This is a genomic window from Micromonospora sp. BL1 (genome assembly GCF_003667485.1).
Classification (GTDB): Bacteria; Actinomycetota; Actinomycetes; order Mycobacteriales; family Micromonosporaceae; genus Micromonospora; species Micromonospora tulbaghiae.
Map to the genome: position 1 here is coordinate 1 of NZ_RCVK01000134.1, position 17,014 is coordinate 17,014.

A 17,014-nucleotide genomic window follows, 5' to 3' on the forward strand; every position below is an offset into this window, starting at 1 on the left:
GGTGAAGGCCCAGCAGCGTAGTCCGGTCTGGTGGGCGGCGTGGGCGGCGGTGAGGAGGTTGGTGCTGGTGCCGCTGGTGGACAGGAGCAGGAGGATGTCGTGGGGTCGGCCGTGGGCGCGTACCTGTCGGGCGAAGGTTTCGTCGTATCCGTAGTCGTTGGCGATGGCGGTGAGGGCGCTGGTTTCGGCGTGCAGGGCGATGGCGGACAGGGGTTGGCGGTCGTGGCGGAGTTTGCCGACGAGTTCGGCGGTGAGGTGCTGGGCCTCGGCGGCGCTGCCGCCGTTGCCGGCCACCAGCAACCGCCCGCCCCGGGCCAGCGTCCACGCCAGTTCCGTGCCCCAGGCGGCCAGCCGCTGCGCCTCCCGCCGGTACGGCAGCAGGGCCGCGGCCAGCCCGGTCAGGTGCGTCTCCAGCGGGTCGGGACCGGTCATCACGCCACCGCCGGTGTGGGCCGGGCCGCGCCGGCCAGCGTGCCGTAGACCGCGCCGAGCTGCTCGGCGCACCGCTTCCAGGAGTACCGGCTGCGGATGCGGTCGAGCGCGGCGGTGGCGTACGCGAACCGGCGCACGTTGTCGCCGAGCAGCCGGCGCAGCGCGGTGCCGAGCGCGCGGGGGTCACGCGGCGGCACCAGGTCGCCGGTGAGCCCGTCCACCACGCTGTCGGCGATGCCGCCGACGTTCGTGCCGATCACCGGCACGCCGCAGGCCATGCCCTCCAGCGGGGTGAGCCCGAACGGCTCGTACCAGGGGGCGGCCACGAGCACGTCCGCCGACCGGTACCAGGCGCCCATCTCCTCGCGCGGCACGCCGCCGAGCAGCCGTACCCGGTCGGCCACGCCGCACGAGTCGGCGAGCGCGGACAGCCGGCGGGCGAACGTGTCGGCGGGCAGCAGGTGGGCCGGCGGGCCGCCGACCACGACGCACTCGGCGTCCGGCACCGCCGGCAGCGCCCGGACCACGTCCAGGAAGCCCTTGCGTTCGACCATCCGGCCGACGGTGAGGATGCGCGGGCGGGCCGGGTCGCGCGGCGCGACCGGGCCGTCCGGGTGGAACACCGCCTCGTTGACGCCGGACGGCACGAGCACCATCCGGGACCGGGGTACGCCCATCCGGACCAGTTCGGCGACCTCGTCCGAGCACTGCACGACGACCCGGTCCACCGCCCGGCCGAGTGCCCGCTCGTAGCCGGCGCGCCCCGGTGGACTGGTGTCCCGGGCGCCCTGGTGGCGGCGCTTCACGGTGCCGAGCGCGTGGTACGTCAGCACCGTCGGCACGCCGGTGCGGCGGCTCGCGTGCACGGTCGCCAGTCCGCTCATCCAGAAGTGCGCGTGCGCAACGTCCGGGGTCCAGCCGCCGCGCCGCCAGGTGTCGGCCAGCCAGCTGCCGAATTCCCCCATGTACGGCAGCAGGTCGTCCTTCGGCACCCGCCGGGCGGGACCGGCCGGCACGTGGCACACCTGGTAGCCGTCCGGTGCGCCGACCACCTCGGGCAGCGTGGGGGAGTCGCGGCGGGTGTAGACGCGGACGTCGTGTCCCGCGCCGGTGAGCGCGGACGCGAGTTCCGCCACGTGCGTGTTCTGGCCGCCCGCGTCCTCCTCGCCGAGGGCGGCGAGTGGGCTGGCGTGCTCGGAAATCATCGCGATGCGCATGTCTCCTCCTCCAGGATCCGGTCCCAGTCGGCGAGGAAGCGGTCCAGACCGAACCGTTCCTTCGCCACCTCGCGTGCCCGTGCGCCGAGCCGGTACGCGGCGTCGGCATCCTCGGTCAGCCAGTGCGCCGCCTCCACGAGCGTGTCGACGCGGGTGGACAGCACCCCGGCGTCCGGTGGGACGGCGTCCACCGCTTCCGTGGTGGCCAGTGCCACCACGGGCATGCCCATGGTCATGGCCTCGATGAGGCTGAGGCCGAGTGAGGTCCAGCGGCACAGGTGCAGGTACGCGCGCAGTTTGGCGAGTTCGGCGTGCATGGCGTGCTGTGGCAGGTCCTCGTGCCCGGTGACCGGCAGGCCCGGGAAGCCCGCCGCGGTGAGCGCGTCCGGCAGCCCGGCCACGCCCATCCCGTACACGTCGAGCGGGGCGACCGCCGCGAAGCGCGGCATGAGGTCGGTGCCGGTGACCCGCCAGCGGCGTACCGGTTCGTTGGTGACGACGGCGAGGCGGTCGAGTTCTCCGGTCCACTCGACGGCGGGCGGTACGACGCCGTGGTCGACCACTGTGGTCCTGGTGGCGCCGTTGTCCCAGAACAGTTGGTTGAACGCGGTGACGTGGGTGAGGAGCAGGTCGTCGCGGTCGGCCATCGGGTGGCGGGTGTTGGGCACGTCGCCTTTCGGGGTGTTGTGCTCGACGTAGATCGCGGGCACGTCGCGGCCGGGCCGGCGGCCGAGCCATTCGGCGGCCAGGTCGATCTCCTCCGGGCGTTGCAGGATCACCAAATCGACGTCGGTGTCGCGCAGTTCCTCGGGGGTGACCTCCACGGCGCTGTCCGGCCACGGGTAGGTGCGCGCCCGGCCGAGGCCGTACGGGCCGCGGTCCGGGGTGACCGGCACCAGGTAGCGGTGCTTGCCGTGCACGAAGGACGTCGTCCAGGAGCCGTGCACATGCCACAGCAGTACGTTCATCTCTCTCCTCGGGGGCGACGGTTGCGGTGCTCGACGGCGGCGCGGGCGGGTCAGCCGGGGGCCAGCGTGCGGACGGCGGCCACCACCGCGCCCGGGTCGACGCCGCTCAGACACGGGTGCCCGGGGACCGGGCAGACGGTGGCGCGGGTGTCCCGGCAGGGCGCGCCCGCGTCGCCGAGCCGCACCGTCGGCACCCGGTACGGTCCCCACTGTCCGAACGGCACGGTGGGGGCGAACAGGCTCACCACCGGCACGCCGAGCGCGGCGGCCAGGTGCGCCGGGCCGGTGTTGCCGACCACCAGGCACCGGGCGCCGGTGAGCAGCCGGGCGAGCCCGGCCAGGTCCGTCGTACCGCCCAGGTCCACGCCTGCGGCGGCGGCCACCTCGGCGGTCAGGTCCCGCTCGTCCGGCCCGCCCGTCACCAGCACCCGCCGTCCGTCGGCTGCCAGCGCGGCCACGATCCGCGTCCAGAGCCGCGGCGGGCAGGCCCGGGCGGGCACCGACGCGCCGGGGTGCACCACGACGTACTCCCCGCCGGGCGGTTCCGGGTCCGGCCCGGTCCGCACGCGCAGCGCCGGTTCGTCCTGGTCGGGCAGCGCGAAGCCGGCGGCGGCGGCGAGGGACAGGGCGCGTTCGGGTTCGGGTACGCCGGCCGGGACGCGGTGGCGCACGTCGAGCAGGCTGCCCGGGTAGTCGTCGCTGATGGCGCTGATCCGGGGCACGCCGGCCAGGCGCAGCAGCAGGGCAAGGGGCAGCGCGGACTGGTGGAAGGAGGTGAACACGACCGCCTCGTCGGCGCGTACCGCCGCCAGCCGGTCGGTCAGTGCGCGTATGTCGTCCGGGTCCACCGGCGCGGGGGAGCCGTCGATCCAGGGCAGGGGCCACTCGACGATCTCGTCGACGCCGGGGAGCAGTTCGGCGGCGGCCCGGCCGCGTGGCCCGCACAGCAGCACCACGCGCGCCGCGCCGGCTGCCACCGCCCGGATGCCCGGCCCGGTCACCAGCACGTCTCCGGCGGAGTCGCTGCGGACCACCAGCACCGTGCCGGTCGTCCGGGGCGTCACCGGCCGGACCGCCCGCGCCCGGCGCAGGATCTCGTCCACCGCGGCGGGCAGGTCCCGGGCCACGGCCGGCGCGGCGGCCACCTCCTCGGGCCGGGTGACAGGGGTGGGTACCAGCACACCAGTGGCGCCGGCGGCGAGCGCGGCGGTCATGTCCCGGCCGATGTCGCCGACGAGCACGCACCGGGACGGCGTGGTGCCGAGCGCGCGCGCCGCCTCGTGCACCAGGCCGGGTGCCGGCTTGCGGCAGGCGCAGCGGTCGCCGTCGTCGTGCGGGCAGATCGCCCAGTGGTCGAACGGGCCCAGCAACTCCTCGATCCGGGTGTGCACGGCGTGCATCTGGGCCTCGGTGAACAGGCCCCGGGCCAGGCCGGACTGGTTCGTCACCACCGCCAGCCGCAGTCCAGCCGCGCGCAACCGGTCCAGCGCCTCCCGGGCGCCGGGCACCGGCCGTACCTTCTCCGGGTCGCCGTTGTACGGCACGTCCTCCACCAGCGTGCCGTCGCGGTCCAGCAGCACCGCGTCGTACAGCCCGCGCGGCAGCTCGGGGGTGGACATCAGCGGCCGTCCCCGGCCGGGACGGCGCGGGCGCGCCACCAGCCGCGTACCCAGTGGAGCGTCGCCAGCGGCGGGATGAGCGCGCTGGTGACGAGCATGGTGGCGACCTCGTCCGGGGTGCGCGGACCGGGTGCGATCCGGGCCCGGGCGAACTCGGCGGTCCCGGCCGCCCACCCGAGCGCGGCCAGGCCGCCGGCCACGCCGAGCGCCCGCCGCGCCGGCTGCCGGACGGCGGCCCGTGCCGCGACGGCGGCGAGGGCCACAGTGCCCGCAGCGGTGATCGCGGCGTGCCGGGGCCGCCGCCCCGGCGGCAGGTCCAGGTCGGTGCGCCAGCGGCGGCCGTAGCGGCGGCGCAGCAGCGCGTCGTCGGCGTTGCCGCGCTGCGTGCGCAGGCTGACCCAGCGGCTCTCCGGTCGCACCGGGTGGGTCACCCGTCGTTCGCCGCGCACCAGCTCCCAGCCGGCGCGGCGGACCCGGTGGGCCAGCTCGGCGTCCTCCCGATAGGCGCGCGGGAACCGCTCGTCGAACCCGCCGACGGCGGCGAGCGCGGCCCGCCGGTACGCCATGTCCGCGGTGATCCACCGCCCGTCGGCCAGCCCGGCGGTGCCGCGTTCCCAGTCCGTGGGGCGCCGGTGCTCAGGCAGCGGCACCTCCACCACGCCCTGCACGCCGCCGACCCGGCCGGGCACGGCCAGGTCGGCGCGCATCCGCGCCGCCCAGTCCGGCGCCGGGACCACGTCGTCGTCGAGGAAGACCACCCATTCGCCCCGGGCCGCGCGCCAGCCCAGGTTGCGGGCGGCCGCAGGGCCCGCGCCGCGCCCGGTCAGCACCTTCGTGTACGCGGTCAGCGCCCCCGGCACGGCCAGCTCCCCGGCGTCCTCGCCCCGGTCGTCGACCAGCAGCAGCTCGACGTCGCTCGCGGCGTCGCTTCTCTTCTCACCCAGTTGGGCGGCGAGCGCGTCCAGCAGCGCGGCCAGGCTGGGGCGGCCCAGCGTGGGCACCACCAGGCTGATCACCGGTCACCGCCGAACGCCCGGCGGCGTACCGCGAACGGACCGAGCGCGAGCAGGTCCACCGGCGCGGAGCCGAACAGCTCCATCGCCTCACGCGGCGTGTCCACCATGGGCCGCCCGGCGGTGTTCAGCGACGTGTTCACCACCACCGGCAGGCCGGTACGCCGCTCGAACTCGGCGAGCATCTCGGCCACCAGCGGCTCGGTCTCCGCGTGCACGGTCTGCACCCGGGCCGTGCCGTCGACGTGGGTGACGGCCGGGATGCGGTCCCGCCACTGCGGCTTCACCCGGTGCACGAACAGCATGTACGGGCTCGGGAACACGCCCTCGAACACGTCCGGGAAGCGTTCCGCGCGCACCATCGGGGCGATCGGGCGGAACTGCTCCCGGCCCTTCACGTCGTTCATCCGGCGGGTGGTGTCCCGGTCGCCGGGGTGGGCGAGCAGCGACCGGTGGCCGAGCGCGCGCGGGCCGTACTCGCTGCGCCCCTGGTACCAGGCGACGATGCCGTTGCCGGCGAGCACCTCCGCCGCCTCGGCGGCGATCGACTCCGGCCGGGTGTACGGCAGCGCCGCCCGGCGCAGCTCGGCCTCCAGCTCCTCGTCGGACCAGCCCCGGCCCAGGTCCACCCCGGTCATCGGGGCGGTCCGGTCACCGAGTTCGGCGGCGACGTGCAGCGCCGCGCCGAGCGCCGTGCCCGCGTCACCGGCGGCCGGCTGCACCCACACGTCCCGGTACGGGCCCTCGGCGGCGATCCGCGCGTTCGCCACGCAGTTCAGCGCCACCCCGCCCGCCATCGCGAGGGTGCGCGCGCCGCCGGAGGCGTCGTACAGCCAGCGGGCCAGGTCGAGCACTACTTCCTCCAGCCGCCGCTGCACACTGGCGGCCAGGTCGGCGTGCGCCTCGCCCAGCTCCGTCCCCGCCTCGACGCGCTTGGCCAGGCCCGCCCAGTCGATCGGCTCGACCCGGAAGCCGCCGTCGTCGGTGACCCGGACCAGCTCGCGCAGCGCGTCCAGGTGCTTCGGCGTGCCGTACGAGGCCAGCGCCATCACCTTGTACTCGTCGCTGGAGTGGAGGAAGCCCAGGTGCCGGGTCAGGTCCTCGTAGAGCAGGCCGAGCGAGTGGGGCAGTTCCTGCGAGCGCAGCGGCGACAGCCGCCCGTCGCGGTAGACGCCGGCCAGGTGGCTGGCCACCTCGCCCCGGCCGTCGAGCACCAGCACCGCCGTGTCGTCCCCGGCCGGCGGCGCGGCCAGCCCGGCCGAGGCGGCGTGCGCCACGTGGTGCGGGACGAACCGCACCTTCTCCGGGTCGAGGCCGGGCAGCGCGGCGGCGAGGAACTGCGGCGCGCGCCGCGCGTAGTCCACCCGCAACCCGTCCCACGGGTCGGCCAGCCCCAACTCGGCCGCGTCGCGGCACAGGCCGGGGTCGAAGGAGTACGCGACCGCGTCGAGCCGGTCGACGTCGATGCCCGCACTGGCCAGGCACCATGCTGCGGACAACTCGGGCAGCTCCCACGCGGAGAACGGCACCGGCCGTTTGCCGTGCTTGCGGCGGCTGAACCGCTCCTCTTCGGCGGCGGCCACCACCCGGCCGTCGACCACCAGGGCGGCGGCCGGGTCGTGGAAGATCGCGTTGATGCCAAGGACGCGCATGGGTGGACCCGTACCCTCGGGTTCCGCCCCTAACCAGTAGATCATCGACTTCTCTGCGGGCCCGTCTCCTCCGCTGTGGAGGCTCCGGACCCTGGCCAGGGCATCGACACGCGTCCCCGGACCGAAAAACGGGTCTGCGGAGTCCTGTTTCGCGGCGGGGCGTCAGCCCGGCAGCATCCCGGGGCCGAACACCTCGTAGGCGATCCGCTCGGCCGGCACACCCCGGCGCAGCAGGTTGCTCCGCACCAGGTTCATGAACGCGATCGGGCCGCACAGGTGCACGGCCGCCCCGGCGGGCAGCGGGAGCCGGTCCGGGTCGATCAGTCCGGCGGACACCTCCGCCTTCAGGCCGGGCAGGTCGGCCCCGGCGGCGTCGAGATACCAGAGCTGGACGGCCAGGTTCGGCAGCCGCTGCTGGAGCGCGGGAAGTTCCGCACGCAGCGCGTGCGCCTCGGCGTCCCGGTCGGCGTGCGCCAGCGTCACCCGGCGTCCGGGGTCGCGGTCGGCCAGGTGCGCCAGCGTCGCCATCGCCGGGGTGAGCCCGATGCCGGCGCTGACCAGCAGCAGCGGCCCGTCGCCGCCGGTGGCGTCCACGTCGCCGAACGCCGGGCTGAGCCGCAGCGTGTCGCCGACGGTCACCCGGTCGTGCAGGTGACCGGAGACCATCCCGTCGGGCGCGCCGCCCTCCCCGCGTACCCGCTTCACGGTGATCCGCCACTGGTCGGCGCCGGGGCGGCCGGAGAGGCTGTACTGGCGGATCTGCTGTCCCCGGCCGCCGTCCAGGTCGACGGCGACCGAGACGTACTCGCCGGGGGTGAAGCCGGGCGCAGCGCCGCCGCCGGCCGGCGCGAGGGTGAGCGAGACGACGTCGGCGCTCTCCCTGGTGCGGCCGGTGACCCGCCAGTCCCGCCACACCGGGCCGCCCTCGGGCACGCCGGCGCCGGCGTAGAGCCGCGCCTCGCGGGCGATCAGCTCGCAGGCCAGCAGCCAGTAGACCTCGTCCCAGGCGGCGGCCACCTCCGGGGTGACCGCGTCGCCGAGCACCTCGCCGACCGCGGCGAGCAGGTGCCGCCCGACGATCGGGTACTGGGTGGCGGTGATGCCGAGCGAGGCGTGCTTGTGCGCGATCCGGTCCAGGATCGGGCCCCACGGCATGCCGGTGTCGCCGGTCAGGTGCGCCGCGTACGCGACCACGGCGGAGGCGAGCGCGGCCTTCTGCGCCCCGGTGGCCTGGTTGCCCCGGTTGAACAGGTCCAGCAGGTCCGGGTGGGCGTCGAACATCCGCTGGTAGAAGCGGCCGGTGATGGCCTCGCCGTGCGCCCGCACGACGGGCAGGGTGGCGGTCACGACCGCTGCTGAGGATTCCGAGAGCACGACCGAATCTCCTTCCGGGGCTCGAACAGGTCGATCCCCACGAAACAGGAATCAGCAATTCCTGTTTTAGGGCCGAAGGTCCCGGTGCCGGGGTGGCATGGGTCACCGTGAATCTGCTTGTGTCCTGGACGGCGCCGAGTGGCTAGGGTCGGTGCGTGAGGCTCAACCGGTCGACCGACATGGCGCTGCGGATCGCCATGCTGACCGCCGCGTCCCCGGTGCGGGCCACAGTCGACGAACTCGCCACCCGGCTCGCGCTGCCCCGCAGCCACGTCGCCAAGGTGGTGCAGCGGCTGCAACGCATCGGGGTCCTGGTGACCATCCGGGGCCGCTCCGGCGGTGTGGCCTTCGCCGAGCACGCCGCGGACATCACCGTCGGCCAGGTGGTCCGCGCCTTCGAGGGCGACGGCGAGGTGGTCGACTGCGCGCAGCCGGTCTGTCCGCTGATCGCGGAGTGCCGGCTGCGCGGTGAGCTGCGCCGCGCGCAGGCCGCGTTCCTCGCCGTGCTCGACGGGGTACGCCTCGGCGACCTGGTCGACGGATCCGCCGGCCCGCTCCTGCTCAGCCTCGGCGCGCCACCGGCCGGTCGCTGATGGCCGTCTCCCATCCGATCTTCTCCCGGCTGTTCGCCCGCGCCAGCGTCGCCATGGACCAGGCCGGCATGGCCGAGCACCGCGCCCGCCTGGTCGCCGGACTGCGCGGCCGGGTGGTCGAGGTCGGCGCCGGCAACGGGCGCAACCTCGCGCACTACCCGCCGGGGGTGAGCCGCGTGGTCGCCGTCGAGCCGGAACCACGCCTGCGTGCCCTGGCCCGCGCCGCCGCGCCCGGCGCCCCGGTCCCGGTGACAGTCGCCGCCGGTCTCGCCGAGGCGCTGCCGGTCGCCGACGGCGCCGCCGACGCGGTGGTGCTGTCGCTCGTGCTCTGCTCGGTGCCGGACCAGGCGGTCGCGCTGCGCGAGGCGCGGCGGGTGCTGCGGCCCGGCGGGGAACTGCGCTTCTACGAACACGTGGTGGCCCGGACCTCCGGCCTGCGCCGGGCCCAGCGCATCGCCGACGTCACGCTCTGGCCGCTGTTCTGCGCCGGCTGCCACACCGCCCGGGACACGGTGGCCGCGATCCGGGCCGCCGGCTTCGAGGTGACCGAACTGGACCGGTTCCGCTTCCCGCCGACCGGGCTGCCGGCCCCGGCCTCGCCGCACGTGCTCGGCACCGCGATCCGGGCCTGACGCCGGACCGGGCCGGATGCCCGGCCCGGTCCCGGCGCGCTCAGCTCACATTCACCGTGCCGTCCGGGGCGCGGACGCAGGAGACGGTACGGGCGCCGGTGGCCGCCGCCCCGGCCAGGCACCGGCCGAGCACCTTGTGCCCGGCGGCGTTCGGGTGCCACGACTCCTGGCAGGTCTGGAAGTACGTGCCACAGGCGTTGGCGATCCGCTGGATGTCGAGCTTGTCGTACCCGGAGAGGCTGGTGACGAACGTGCCGGTCGGGCCGTCCATCAGCCGGATCGGCGTGGCCAGGGCGTTGCCCGGGCTGCCGGTCGACTCGCAGAGCCGGGCGCCGTCGAATGCGCGCTGCACGTTCAGGTAGACCAGGTCGTCCTGCGGGAACTCGGCGGCCAGCGTGCCGCGTACCGAGCTGACGAGCGTGCCGAGCCCCTGCGAGAAGCGGTGGCCGGGCGCCAGGCTGGCCCGGTGGATCGGGCAGCCGGCCGCGTACCGCTCGGCGCCCAGCGCGCGGAACTTGTCCCGGGTGTCGTCGCGGCTGTCCTCGGTCCAGTAGCTCTGGTCCAGCTCGAACGGCAGCGGGTTGGTGTAGTCCTGGAACACCACCCGGTGCTGCCCGTCGGCGTCGATCTGGTCCAGCGTGGCCAGCAGTTGCCGCAGCGCCGTGGTGGTCTCCGCGGTGGCGGCGGTGAACTGCGCGGCCGTGCCCAGGTCGGCGTCGGTGCACGGCTTCTGCTCCACCGGCCCGCCCAGGTACGCCCAGAACTCCCACCAGCCGGTCCACGCGTCGGCGATGAACCGGTTGGCGCACTTCTCCGCCACGCTGCCGAAGGTGAACGAGCTGTTGTTCGAGCCGAGGCCGACGAGGACCAGGTCGATGTCGTGGGTCCGGGCCACCGTCCGGAGCTGGTCGAGCTGGGCGGCCACCTGCCGCCCCTTGGTCCGCGTCGACGAGGCGTTCGCGATGTCGTACGGCTGGCCGCCCGAGCAGGCCAGGTTGAACCGGGCGGAGATGCCCGGCAGGTTCGCCTGGAACAGTGAGGCGTTCGGCGAGCGGTGGCAGAAGTAGGCGTTGGCGTTGGCGGCGGACCAGCCGGGGAAGCCCTGGGCCACCCCGTTGACGTCCACCACCGGCGCGTACGCCCCGGCGCCCTCACCGCTGATGAAGCTGTCGCCCAGCGCCACCGCGGCGGTGGGCAGCGCGGCTGCAGCGGGCCGGGCGGGCGCCGCGGCGGCGGGTAACGCGACCGTGGCGAGCGCCAGCGCCGCCGCGAGCACGGAACGACGGAACACGGACATGCCCGACCTCCCAGACATCGAAATGTGAAAGATTCTTCAGGGGGGCGATCAGATCACGCGCGTGTGACGGACGTCAATGGTTCGACATCCGCGGCCCCGCACCGGGGAAGACATCCGGCGCCCGGGGCGTTGTGCGGCCTGGACCCCCAGCCCGTCCCGCCGGCCGCCGTACACGGCCGCGGCGGGGACCCGGCCGGCAGGCCGATCGCGCAACGCACCGCCCCGGTGCCGCCGACCTGTCGGGGCACCCGGCTAGGCTCGCTCCGGCGCGCCGCGCCCGGCGATCATCGTGGGGGGATCACACGGTGAACGGCACCACACCGCCGAGACCTGGGAGTACGACCAGTTGACCGCACAGCCTGACACCCTCTACGGGGCCGACGACCTGACGCATCTGGAGGGCCTCGACGCCGTCCGCAAGCGCCCGGGCATGTACATCGGCTCGACCGACAGCCGTGGCGTGGGTCACCTCGTCAACGAGATCCTCGACAACTCGACCGACGAGGGTGTCGCCGGTCACGCCACCAGAGTCGACGTGATCCTGCACGCCGACGGCTCGGTCCAGGTCGACGACGACGGCCGGGGCATCCCCACCGACGTGCACGCCAAGTCCGGCATCTCCGGCGTCGAGCTGGTGCTGACCCGCCTGCACGCGGGCGGCAAGTTCGGCGGCTCCGGCTACAAGACCTCCGGCGGCCTGCACGGCGTCGGCGCGTCGGCGGTCAACGCGCTGTCCCGCCGCTTCGACGTCACCGTCCGGCGCGGCGGCAAGGTCCACGCCATGTCGTTCCGCCACGGCGTCCCGGGCGTCTTCGACGGCGACGGCCCCGACGCGCCGTTCACCCCGGGCCCCGGCCTCCAGATCGTCGGCGCGATGAAGCGCGGCCAGCGCACCGGCACCTCGATCCGCTGGTGGCACGACCCGCGCTACTTCGAGACCGGCGCCGCGCTCGACACCGAGACGGTCCGGCTCAAGCTGCGCAACACCGCGTTCCTCGTCCCCGGCGTGGCCTACCGGCTGCGCGACGAGACCGGCGAGGAACCCGTCGAGGAGAGCTTCCACTTCCCCGACGGCCTCACCGACATGGTGGAGTTCCTCGCCCCGGCCGGCGACCGGCCGGTCTCCGGCACGCTGCTGGTCACCGGCGAGGGCACCTACCGGGAGAACGCCGCCGACGCCAACGGCGTCATGCAGTCCAACGTGCAGCGACGTGCCGAGGTCGAGGTGGCGTTCCGCTGGGGCACCGGCTACGAGCGCACCGTCGAGTGCTTCACCAACACCATCCGCAACGCCCACGGCGGCACCCACCGCAAGGGCTTCGAGCGGGCGCTCGCCCGTACCCTCGCCGAGGCCGCCCGCAACGCCCGCGGCCTGCTCAAGCCCAAGGAGGACGCGCCCACCCTGGACGACGTCCTGGAGGGCATGACGGCTGTGGTGCACGTGCGCATCCCCGAGCCGCAGTTCACCTCGCAGACCAAGGACGAGCTGTCCACCGCCGGCATCACCAAGGTGCTCCAGGGCCTGGTCGAGGCACACCTGAAGAGCTGGCTGGACGACCGCCGCACCAAGGCCGAGGCCCGTACGGTGCTCCAGAAAATCGTCGACGCGGCCCGGGTCCGGCTCACCCAGAAGCAGCAGAAGGACGCCGCCCGCCGCAAGACCGCGCTGGAGGGCGCGGCCATGCCGGCCAAGCTCGTCGACTGCCGCGCCACCGGCGTGGAGCGCAGCGAGCTGTTCATCGTGGAGGGCGACAGCGCGCTGGGCACGAGCCGCATGGCCCGCTCGTCGGAATACCAGGCGCTGCTGCCGATCCGCGGCAAGATCCTCAACGTGCAGAAGGCCAACCTCCAGCAGGTGCTGGACAACGCCGAGTGCGCCGCCATCGTGCAGGTGCTCGGCGCCGGCTCCGGCCGGACGTTCGACCTGTCCGCCCTGCGCTACGGCCGGGTGCTCATCATGGCCGACGCGGACGTCGACGGCGCGCACATCCGTACCCTCCTGATCACGCTGTTCGCCCGCTACATGCGGCCGCTGATCGAGGCCGGACGGCTCTACGCGGCGATGCCGCCCCTGCACAAGATCACCACGAAGGGGCGCAACCCGCAGACCGTCTACACCTACACCCAGGCCGAGATGGAGGCGACCGTCCGCAAGCTGGAGAAGGCCGGCAAGCAGATCGTCACCCCGATCCCGCGCTTCAAGGGCCTCGGTGAGATGGACGCCGACGAGCTGTGGGAGACCACCATGAACCCGGCCACCCGGGCGGTCCGCCGGATCACGCTCGACGACGTCGAGGCCGCCGAGCGGATCCTCGAACTGCTCATGGGGGAGAAGGTCGAACCCCGCCGCAACTGGCTGATCGACTCCGCCGACCGGGTCGACCGCGACGCCATCGACGCCTGACCAACGGGTTCGTCTCGGAAGGAAACCGCACCATGGCACGCCGCAAGGACGACCGCGCGAAGGCGGATCTGGCCGCCTTCGACCAGGCCGGCGCCCGCGTCTTCGACAACCCGCTGGTCACCGAGGTCTCGGACTCCTACCTGGAGTACGCGTTCTCGGTCATCCACTCCCGCGCCCTGCCCGACGCGCGCGACGGGCTCAAGCCGGTGCACCGGCGCATCCTCTGGTCCATGCACGAGCAGGGCCACCGGCCGGACCGCGGCCACGTCAAGAGCGCCCGGATCGTCGGCGACGTGATGGGTAAGTACCACCCGCACGGCGACACCGCGATCTACGACGCGATGGTGCGGCTGGCGCAGGACTTCTCGCTCAACGTCCCGCTCATCGACGGGCACGGCAACTTCGGCAGCCCGGACGACGGCCCGGCCGCGGCGCGCTACTGCGTCGTGGGTGACACCCGGATCCGCCTGGCCGATGGCAGCAGCCCACGGATCGGTGATGTGGTCGGCCTGCCGCCGAACAGCGAGGCGGAGGCCGATTTCGAAGTCCTCGACAAGGACGGCAAAGCGGTTCGCGTCAACAAGGTCTTCAACTCGGGCGTCCACCCGACGCTCCGGATCACGACTGAGACCGGATTCTCCCTCCGTGGTAGTGAGAATCATCTGGTTCTCTGCCTCGAAGCTCCGATGGGCGTCCCTGTCTTCCAGTGGCGTCGGCTCGATGAGGTGACGCCGGGCTCGGTGGTCTGTGTCGCGCGGAACGCATGGAACCAGGTCGTCCCCACCGCTCGCGAATACATGCTCGGCGTGCTCGGTGGCGCCTGGGTCTCTGAAGGCTTCGCGAGCGAGTCGCGGGCAGGATTCAGCAATACCGATGAGCATTTCTTCGGCGAGGTCCTGCATGCCTACGACCAGGTCGTGGGTGGACGACGCTACGTCAGCGACCGGCACACGCGCCGGGACCGTCGCCGCATACACGAACTTGACGTCCAGGACGTCGCCGGCGGGATGGAAGCCTTCCGGGCGAGTCCACTCGCCGAGCTGATCGGTCACCAGGCGAGGGACAAGTTCGTGCCGGAGTTCGTCTGGGCAGGGGGGTGGGGCGTCAAGCGGGCCTTCCTGATGGCCCTCTTCGAAGGCGACGGCGGAGTCCGCGTCGCCAACAGCAGCTTCACCATCCAGTACACCAGCTACAGCGAGCGTCTGACTCGGGAGGTCCAAGAACTGCTCGCGGAGTTCGGCGTGATCGCCTGTCGGCGCCACTACACCCGGCCCAGTGGCTCGGTGGAGCACCGCTTGGTGGTTTCCGGGACGCGAAACATCAGGGCTTTCGCGACTCGTGTCGGCTTCCTTCGTACCAAGCAGGCGGTGCTGGCCAAGATGCTGCGGCATGCGCCGCTGCGTTCGCATCGGCTCAGTCAGGACCACGTCCCCTTTGTGGCCGACTACGTGCGCAGCAGCATCGACTTCGATCGTCGGGGCAGCGGACGCAAGTGGCTCACCAGCCACAACTTCGATCGTGTCGAGCGGTGGGAAACCGAACGACTCCGCATCATCGACCGCATCAAGGACACCGAAGTCCTCGCCACGATCCTGCCCGTGATGGATGCGGGCTATCGGTACGAGAAGGTCGTCGCGGTCTCGCCCGACGAGCCGGCGGAGGTCTATTCCGTTCGAGTGGAATCCGCCGACCACTCCTTCCTGGCCGGTGGCTTCGTCAACCACAACACCGAGGCCCGGATGTCCCGCGAGGCGATGCTGCTCACCGGCGAGCTGGGCGAGGACACGGTCGACGTCGAGCCGAACTACGACGGCTCGCTGACCCAGCCCACCGTGCTGCCGGCCGCGTTCCCGAACCTGCTCGTCAACGGCGCGTCCGGCATCGCGGTCGGCATGGCCACCAACATGATCCCGCACAACCTCGCCGAGGTGGTCCAGGCCGCCCGCTGGCTGATCAACCACCCGGACGCCACACTCGACAAGCTCATGGAGTTCGTCCCCGGCCCCGACCTGCCGACCGGCGGGCTGCTGCTCGGCCTGGACGAGGTGCGCCGCGCGTACGAGACCGGGCGTGGCGTGGTGCGCATGCGCGGCCGGGTGGAGATCGGGCCGCTGGAGGGCAGCCGCGGCCGGCAGGCCATCACCGTCACCGAGCTGCCGTACGGCGTCGGCGCCGAGAAGGTCATCGCGGCCATCACCAACGAGGTCAACAAGACCAAGCGGCTCACCGGCATCGCCGACGTCAAGGACCTCACCGACCGGGAGAACGGCACCCGCCTCGTCGTCGAGTGCAAGGTCGGCGTGAACCCGCAGGCCCTGCTGGCCGACCTCTACCGGCTCACCCCGCTGGAGCAGTCCTTCGGCGTGAACAACCTCGTGCTCGTCGACGGCCAGCCCCGCACGCTCGGGCTCAAGGAACTGCTCGACGTGTTCCTGGCCCACCGCTACGAGGTGGTGACCCGACGCAGCGCGTACCGCAAGCGCAAGCGGGAGGAACGCCTGCACCTGGTCGACGGCCTGCTGATCGCTCTGCTCGACATCGACCGGGTGGTCAAGCTGATCCGCGCCAGCGAGGACGCCCAGGCCGCCAAGGACGGCCTGATGCAGAAGTTCAAGCTCTCCGAGATCCAGGCGAGCTACATCCTGGACACCCCGCTGCGCCGGCTGACCAAGTACGACCGGCTGGAGCTGGAGGCCGAGCAGGAGAAGCTGCGCGGCGAGATCGCCGAGCTGTCGAAGATCCTGGACGACCCCAAGGTGCTGCGGAAGGTGGTCTCCGACGAGCTGGCCGCAGTGGTCAAGCAGTTCGGCGCGCCGCGGCGGACCACGCTCGTCGACGGCGACCTCAAGGAGGTGCTCGCCGCCTCGGTGCCCGCCGGTCCGCTGGAGGTCGCCGACGACCCGTGCCAGGTGATCCTCTCCGCCACCGGCCTGGTGGCGCGGACCGCGGCCGAGTCGGAGGAGGCCGCCGAGGCGCGCCGGCGCAGCGGCCGGGTCAAGCACGACGCGGTACGCGCGATCGTGCACTCCACCGCCCGCGGCCGGGTGCTGCTGGTTACCAGCGCCGGCCGCGCGTTCAAGATCGACGTGCTGCCGTTGCCGGTGCTGCCGGAACAGTCCGGCACGGTGTCACTGCGCGGCGGCATGTCGGCGGCCGAACTGGTGCCGCTGGAGCCCGGCGAGACGGTGGTGGGGCTCGCCCCGCTGGGACCGTCCGCACAGGGGTCGCCCGGTCTGGCGCTCGGCACCCGGGCGGGTGTGGTGAAGGTGTGCGCCCCGGACTGGCCGGTCCGCTCCGACGAGTTCGAGGTGATCTCGCTGCGCGACGGCGACGAGGTGGTCGGCGCGACCTGGCTGACCGACGGCGCCGAGACGCTGGCGTTCGTCTCCTCGGAGGCGTCGCTGCTGCGCTTCGCCGCGACCGTGGTACGCCCACAGGGGCTCAAGGGCGGTGGCATGGCCGGCATCAACCTGCCAGGCGACGCCCGGGTGGTCTTCTTCGGCGCGATCCGCACGGACGACGCGAAGCACGGTGAGCCGATGGTGGTCACCTCGACCGGCGCCACGGTGAAGGTGACGCCGTTCAAGGCGTACCCGGCGAAGGGGAGGGCGACCGGCGGCGTACGCGCGCAGCGGTTCCTCAAGGGCGAGCTGGAGCTGTCGGTGGCCTGGATCGGCCCGCGACCGGTGGGCGCGACGGCCACCGGCGACCCGGTGGAGTTGCCCCCGGCCGACCCGCGCCGCGACGGCTCCGGTTTCGCCGTGATGCTCGGCCCTACCGTCGTAGGCCACCACATCGACCGCGACTGACGGG

The 17,014-nt window shown here is 73.5% G+C and carries 11 protein-coding genes and 3 pseudogenes; 6 read left to right on the plus strand and 8 right to left on the minus strand.

Features of this window, described 5'->3' with window-relative positions; all coding sequences use genetic code 11:
- The 7 genes from EAD96_RS02800 to EAD96_RS02830 all read right to left on the minus strand — a co-directional run.
- The coding region (locus EAD96_RS02800; protein WP_121683155.1) for an SIS domain-containing protein at positions 1–432 on the minus strand (432 nt) is incomplete at its 3' end.
- A complete protein-coding gene (locus EAD96_RS02805) occupies positions 432–1,649 on the minus strand; it encodes a glycosyltransferase (RefSeq protein WP_121683156.1) in 1,218 nt (405 codons plus the stop codon). The genes EAD96_RS02805 and EAD96_RS02800, both read right to left, overlap by 1 nt.
- The gene (locus EAD96_RS02810) at positions 1,634–2,617 is read right to left on the minus strand and encodes a glycosyltransferase (RefSeq protein WP_121683157.1); all 984 of its coding nucleotides are present in this window, start codon (positions 2,615–2,617) and stop codon (positions 1,634–1,636) included. The genes EAD96_RS02805 and EAD96_RS02810 overlap by 16 nt, the downstream gene beginning before the upstream one ends.
- A gap of 50 nt (positions 2,618–2,667) precedes the next feature.
- Positions 2,668–4,236, minus strand: a complete 1,569-nt coding sequence (locus tag EAD96_RS02815; RefSeq protein WP_121683164.1) for an HAD-IIIA family hydrolase — start codon at positions 4,234–4,236, stop codon at positions 2,668–2,670.
- Positions 4,236–5,252: a glycosyltransferase family 2 protein gene (locus EAD96_RS02820; protein ID WP_121683158.1), complete on the minus strand. Its 1,017-nt coding sequence runs from the start codon at positions 5,250–5,252 to the stop codon at positions 4,236–4,238. The genes EAD96_RS02815 and EAD96_RS02820 overlap by 1 nt, the downstream gene beginning before the upstream one ends.
- Entirely contained in the window at positions 5,249–6,901 is a 1,653-nt protein-coding gene (locus EAD96_RS02825) for a carbamoyltransferase C-terminal domain-containing protein (RefSeq protein ID WP_121683159.1), read from the minus strand. Before EAD96_RS02825 ends, EAD96_RS02820 begins: the two co-directional genes overlap by 4 nt.
- Before the next feature lie 162 nt (positions 6,902–7,063).
- Entirely contained in the window at positions 7,064–8,275 is a 1,212-nt protein-coding gene (locus tag EAD96_RS02830) for a globin domain-containing protein (RefSeq protein WP_121683160.1), read from the minus strand.
- A gap of 155 nt (positions 8,276–8,430) precedes the next feature.
- Between EAD96_RS02830 and EAD96_RS02835 the strand changes: the two genes are divergently transcribed.
- Entirely contained in the window at positions 8,431–8,868 is a 438-nt protein-coding gene (locus EAD96_RS02835; protein WP_091423567.1) for an Rrf2 family transcriptional regulator, read from the plus strand.
- Positions 8,868–9,500, plus strand: a complete 633-nt coding sequence (locus EAD96_RS02840) for a class I SAM-dependent methyltransferase (RefSeq protein ID WP_121683161.1) — start codon at positions 8,868–8,870, stop codon at positions 9,498–9,500. The genes EAD96_RS02835 and EAD96_RS02840 overlap by 1 nt, the downstream gene beginning before the upstream one ends.
- A gap of 40 nt (positions 9,501–9,540) precedes the next feature.
- Here the strand turns inward: EAD96_RS02840 and EAD96_RS02845 are convergent, their stop codons facing one another.
- On the minus strand, positions 9,541–10,797 hold the full coding sequence (locus EAD96_RS02845) for a hypothetical protein (protein WP_121683162.1): 1,257 nt from the start codon (positions 10,795–10,797) through the stop codon (positions 9,541–9,543).
- A 289-nt stretch (positions 10,798–11,086) separates the two neighbouring features.
- Between EAD96_RS02845 and EAD96_RS02850 the strand changes: the two genes are divergently transcribed.
- The 4 genes and pseudogenes from EAD96_RS02850 to EAD96_RS31875 all read left to right on the plus strand — a co-directional run.
- Entirely contained in the window at positions 11,087–13,201 is a 2,115-nt protein-coding gene (locus EAD96_RS02850; protein WP_199733045.1) for a type IIA DNA topoisomerase subunit B, read from the plus strand.
- Positions 13,202–13,233: 32 nt separating this feature from the next.
- Positions 13,234–13,641: pseudogene (locus EAD96_RS31865) on the plus strand (DNA gyrase subunit A); the annotation flags it as partial.
- 6 nt (positions 13,642–13,647) lie between these two features.
- Positions 13,648–14,535 (plus strand): annotated as a pseudogene (locus EAD96_RS31870) (LAGLIDADG family homing endonuclease); the annotation flags it as partial.
- A 393-nt stretch (positions 14,536–14,928) separates the two neighbouring features.
- A pseudogene (locus EAD96_RS31875) lies at positions 14,929–17,010 on the plus strand (DNA gyrase subunit A); the annotation flags it as partial.
- Between the last annotated feature and the right edge of the window lie 4 nt (positions 17,011–17,014).

Excerpts from the sequence above, each read along its gene's own strand:
- EAD96_RS02845 (WP_121683162.1), bottom strand. The coding sequence starts at position 10,797 with ATGTCCGTGTTCCGTCGTTCCGTGCTCGCGGCGGCGCTGGCGCTCGCC.
- EAD96_RS02825 (WP_121683159.1), bottom strand. The coding sequence starts at position 6,901 with ATGCGCGTCCTTGGCATCAACGCGATCTTCCACGACCCGGCCGCCGCC.
- EAD96_RS02840 (WP_121683161.1), top strand. The coding sequence starts at position 8,868 with ATGGCCGTCTCCCATCCGATCTTCTCCCGGCTGTTCGCCCGCGCCAGC.
- EAD96_RS02810 (WP_121683157.1), bottom strand. The coding sequence starts at position 2,617 with ATGAACGTACTGCTGTGGCATGTGCACGGCTCCTGGACGACGTCCTTC.
- EAD96_RS02815 (WP_121683164.1), bottom strand. The coding sequence starts at position 4,236 with ATGTCCACCCCCGAGCTGCCGCGCGGGCTGTACGACGCGGTGCTGCTG.
- EAD96_RS02805 (WP_121683156.1), bottom strand. The coding sequence starts at position 1,649 with ATGCGCATCGCGATGATTTCCGAGCACGCCAGCCCACTCGCCGCCCTC.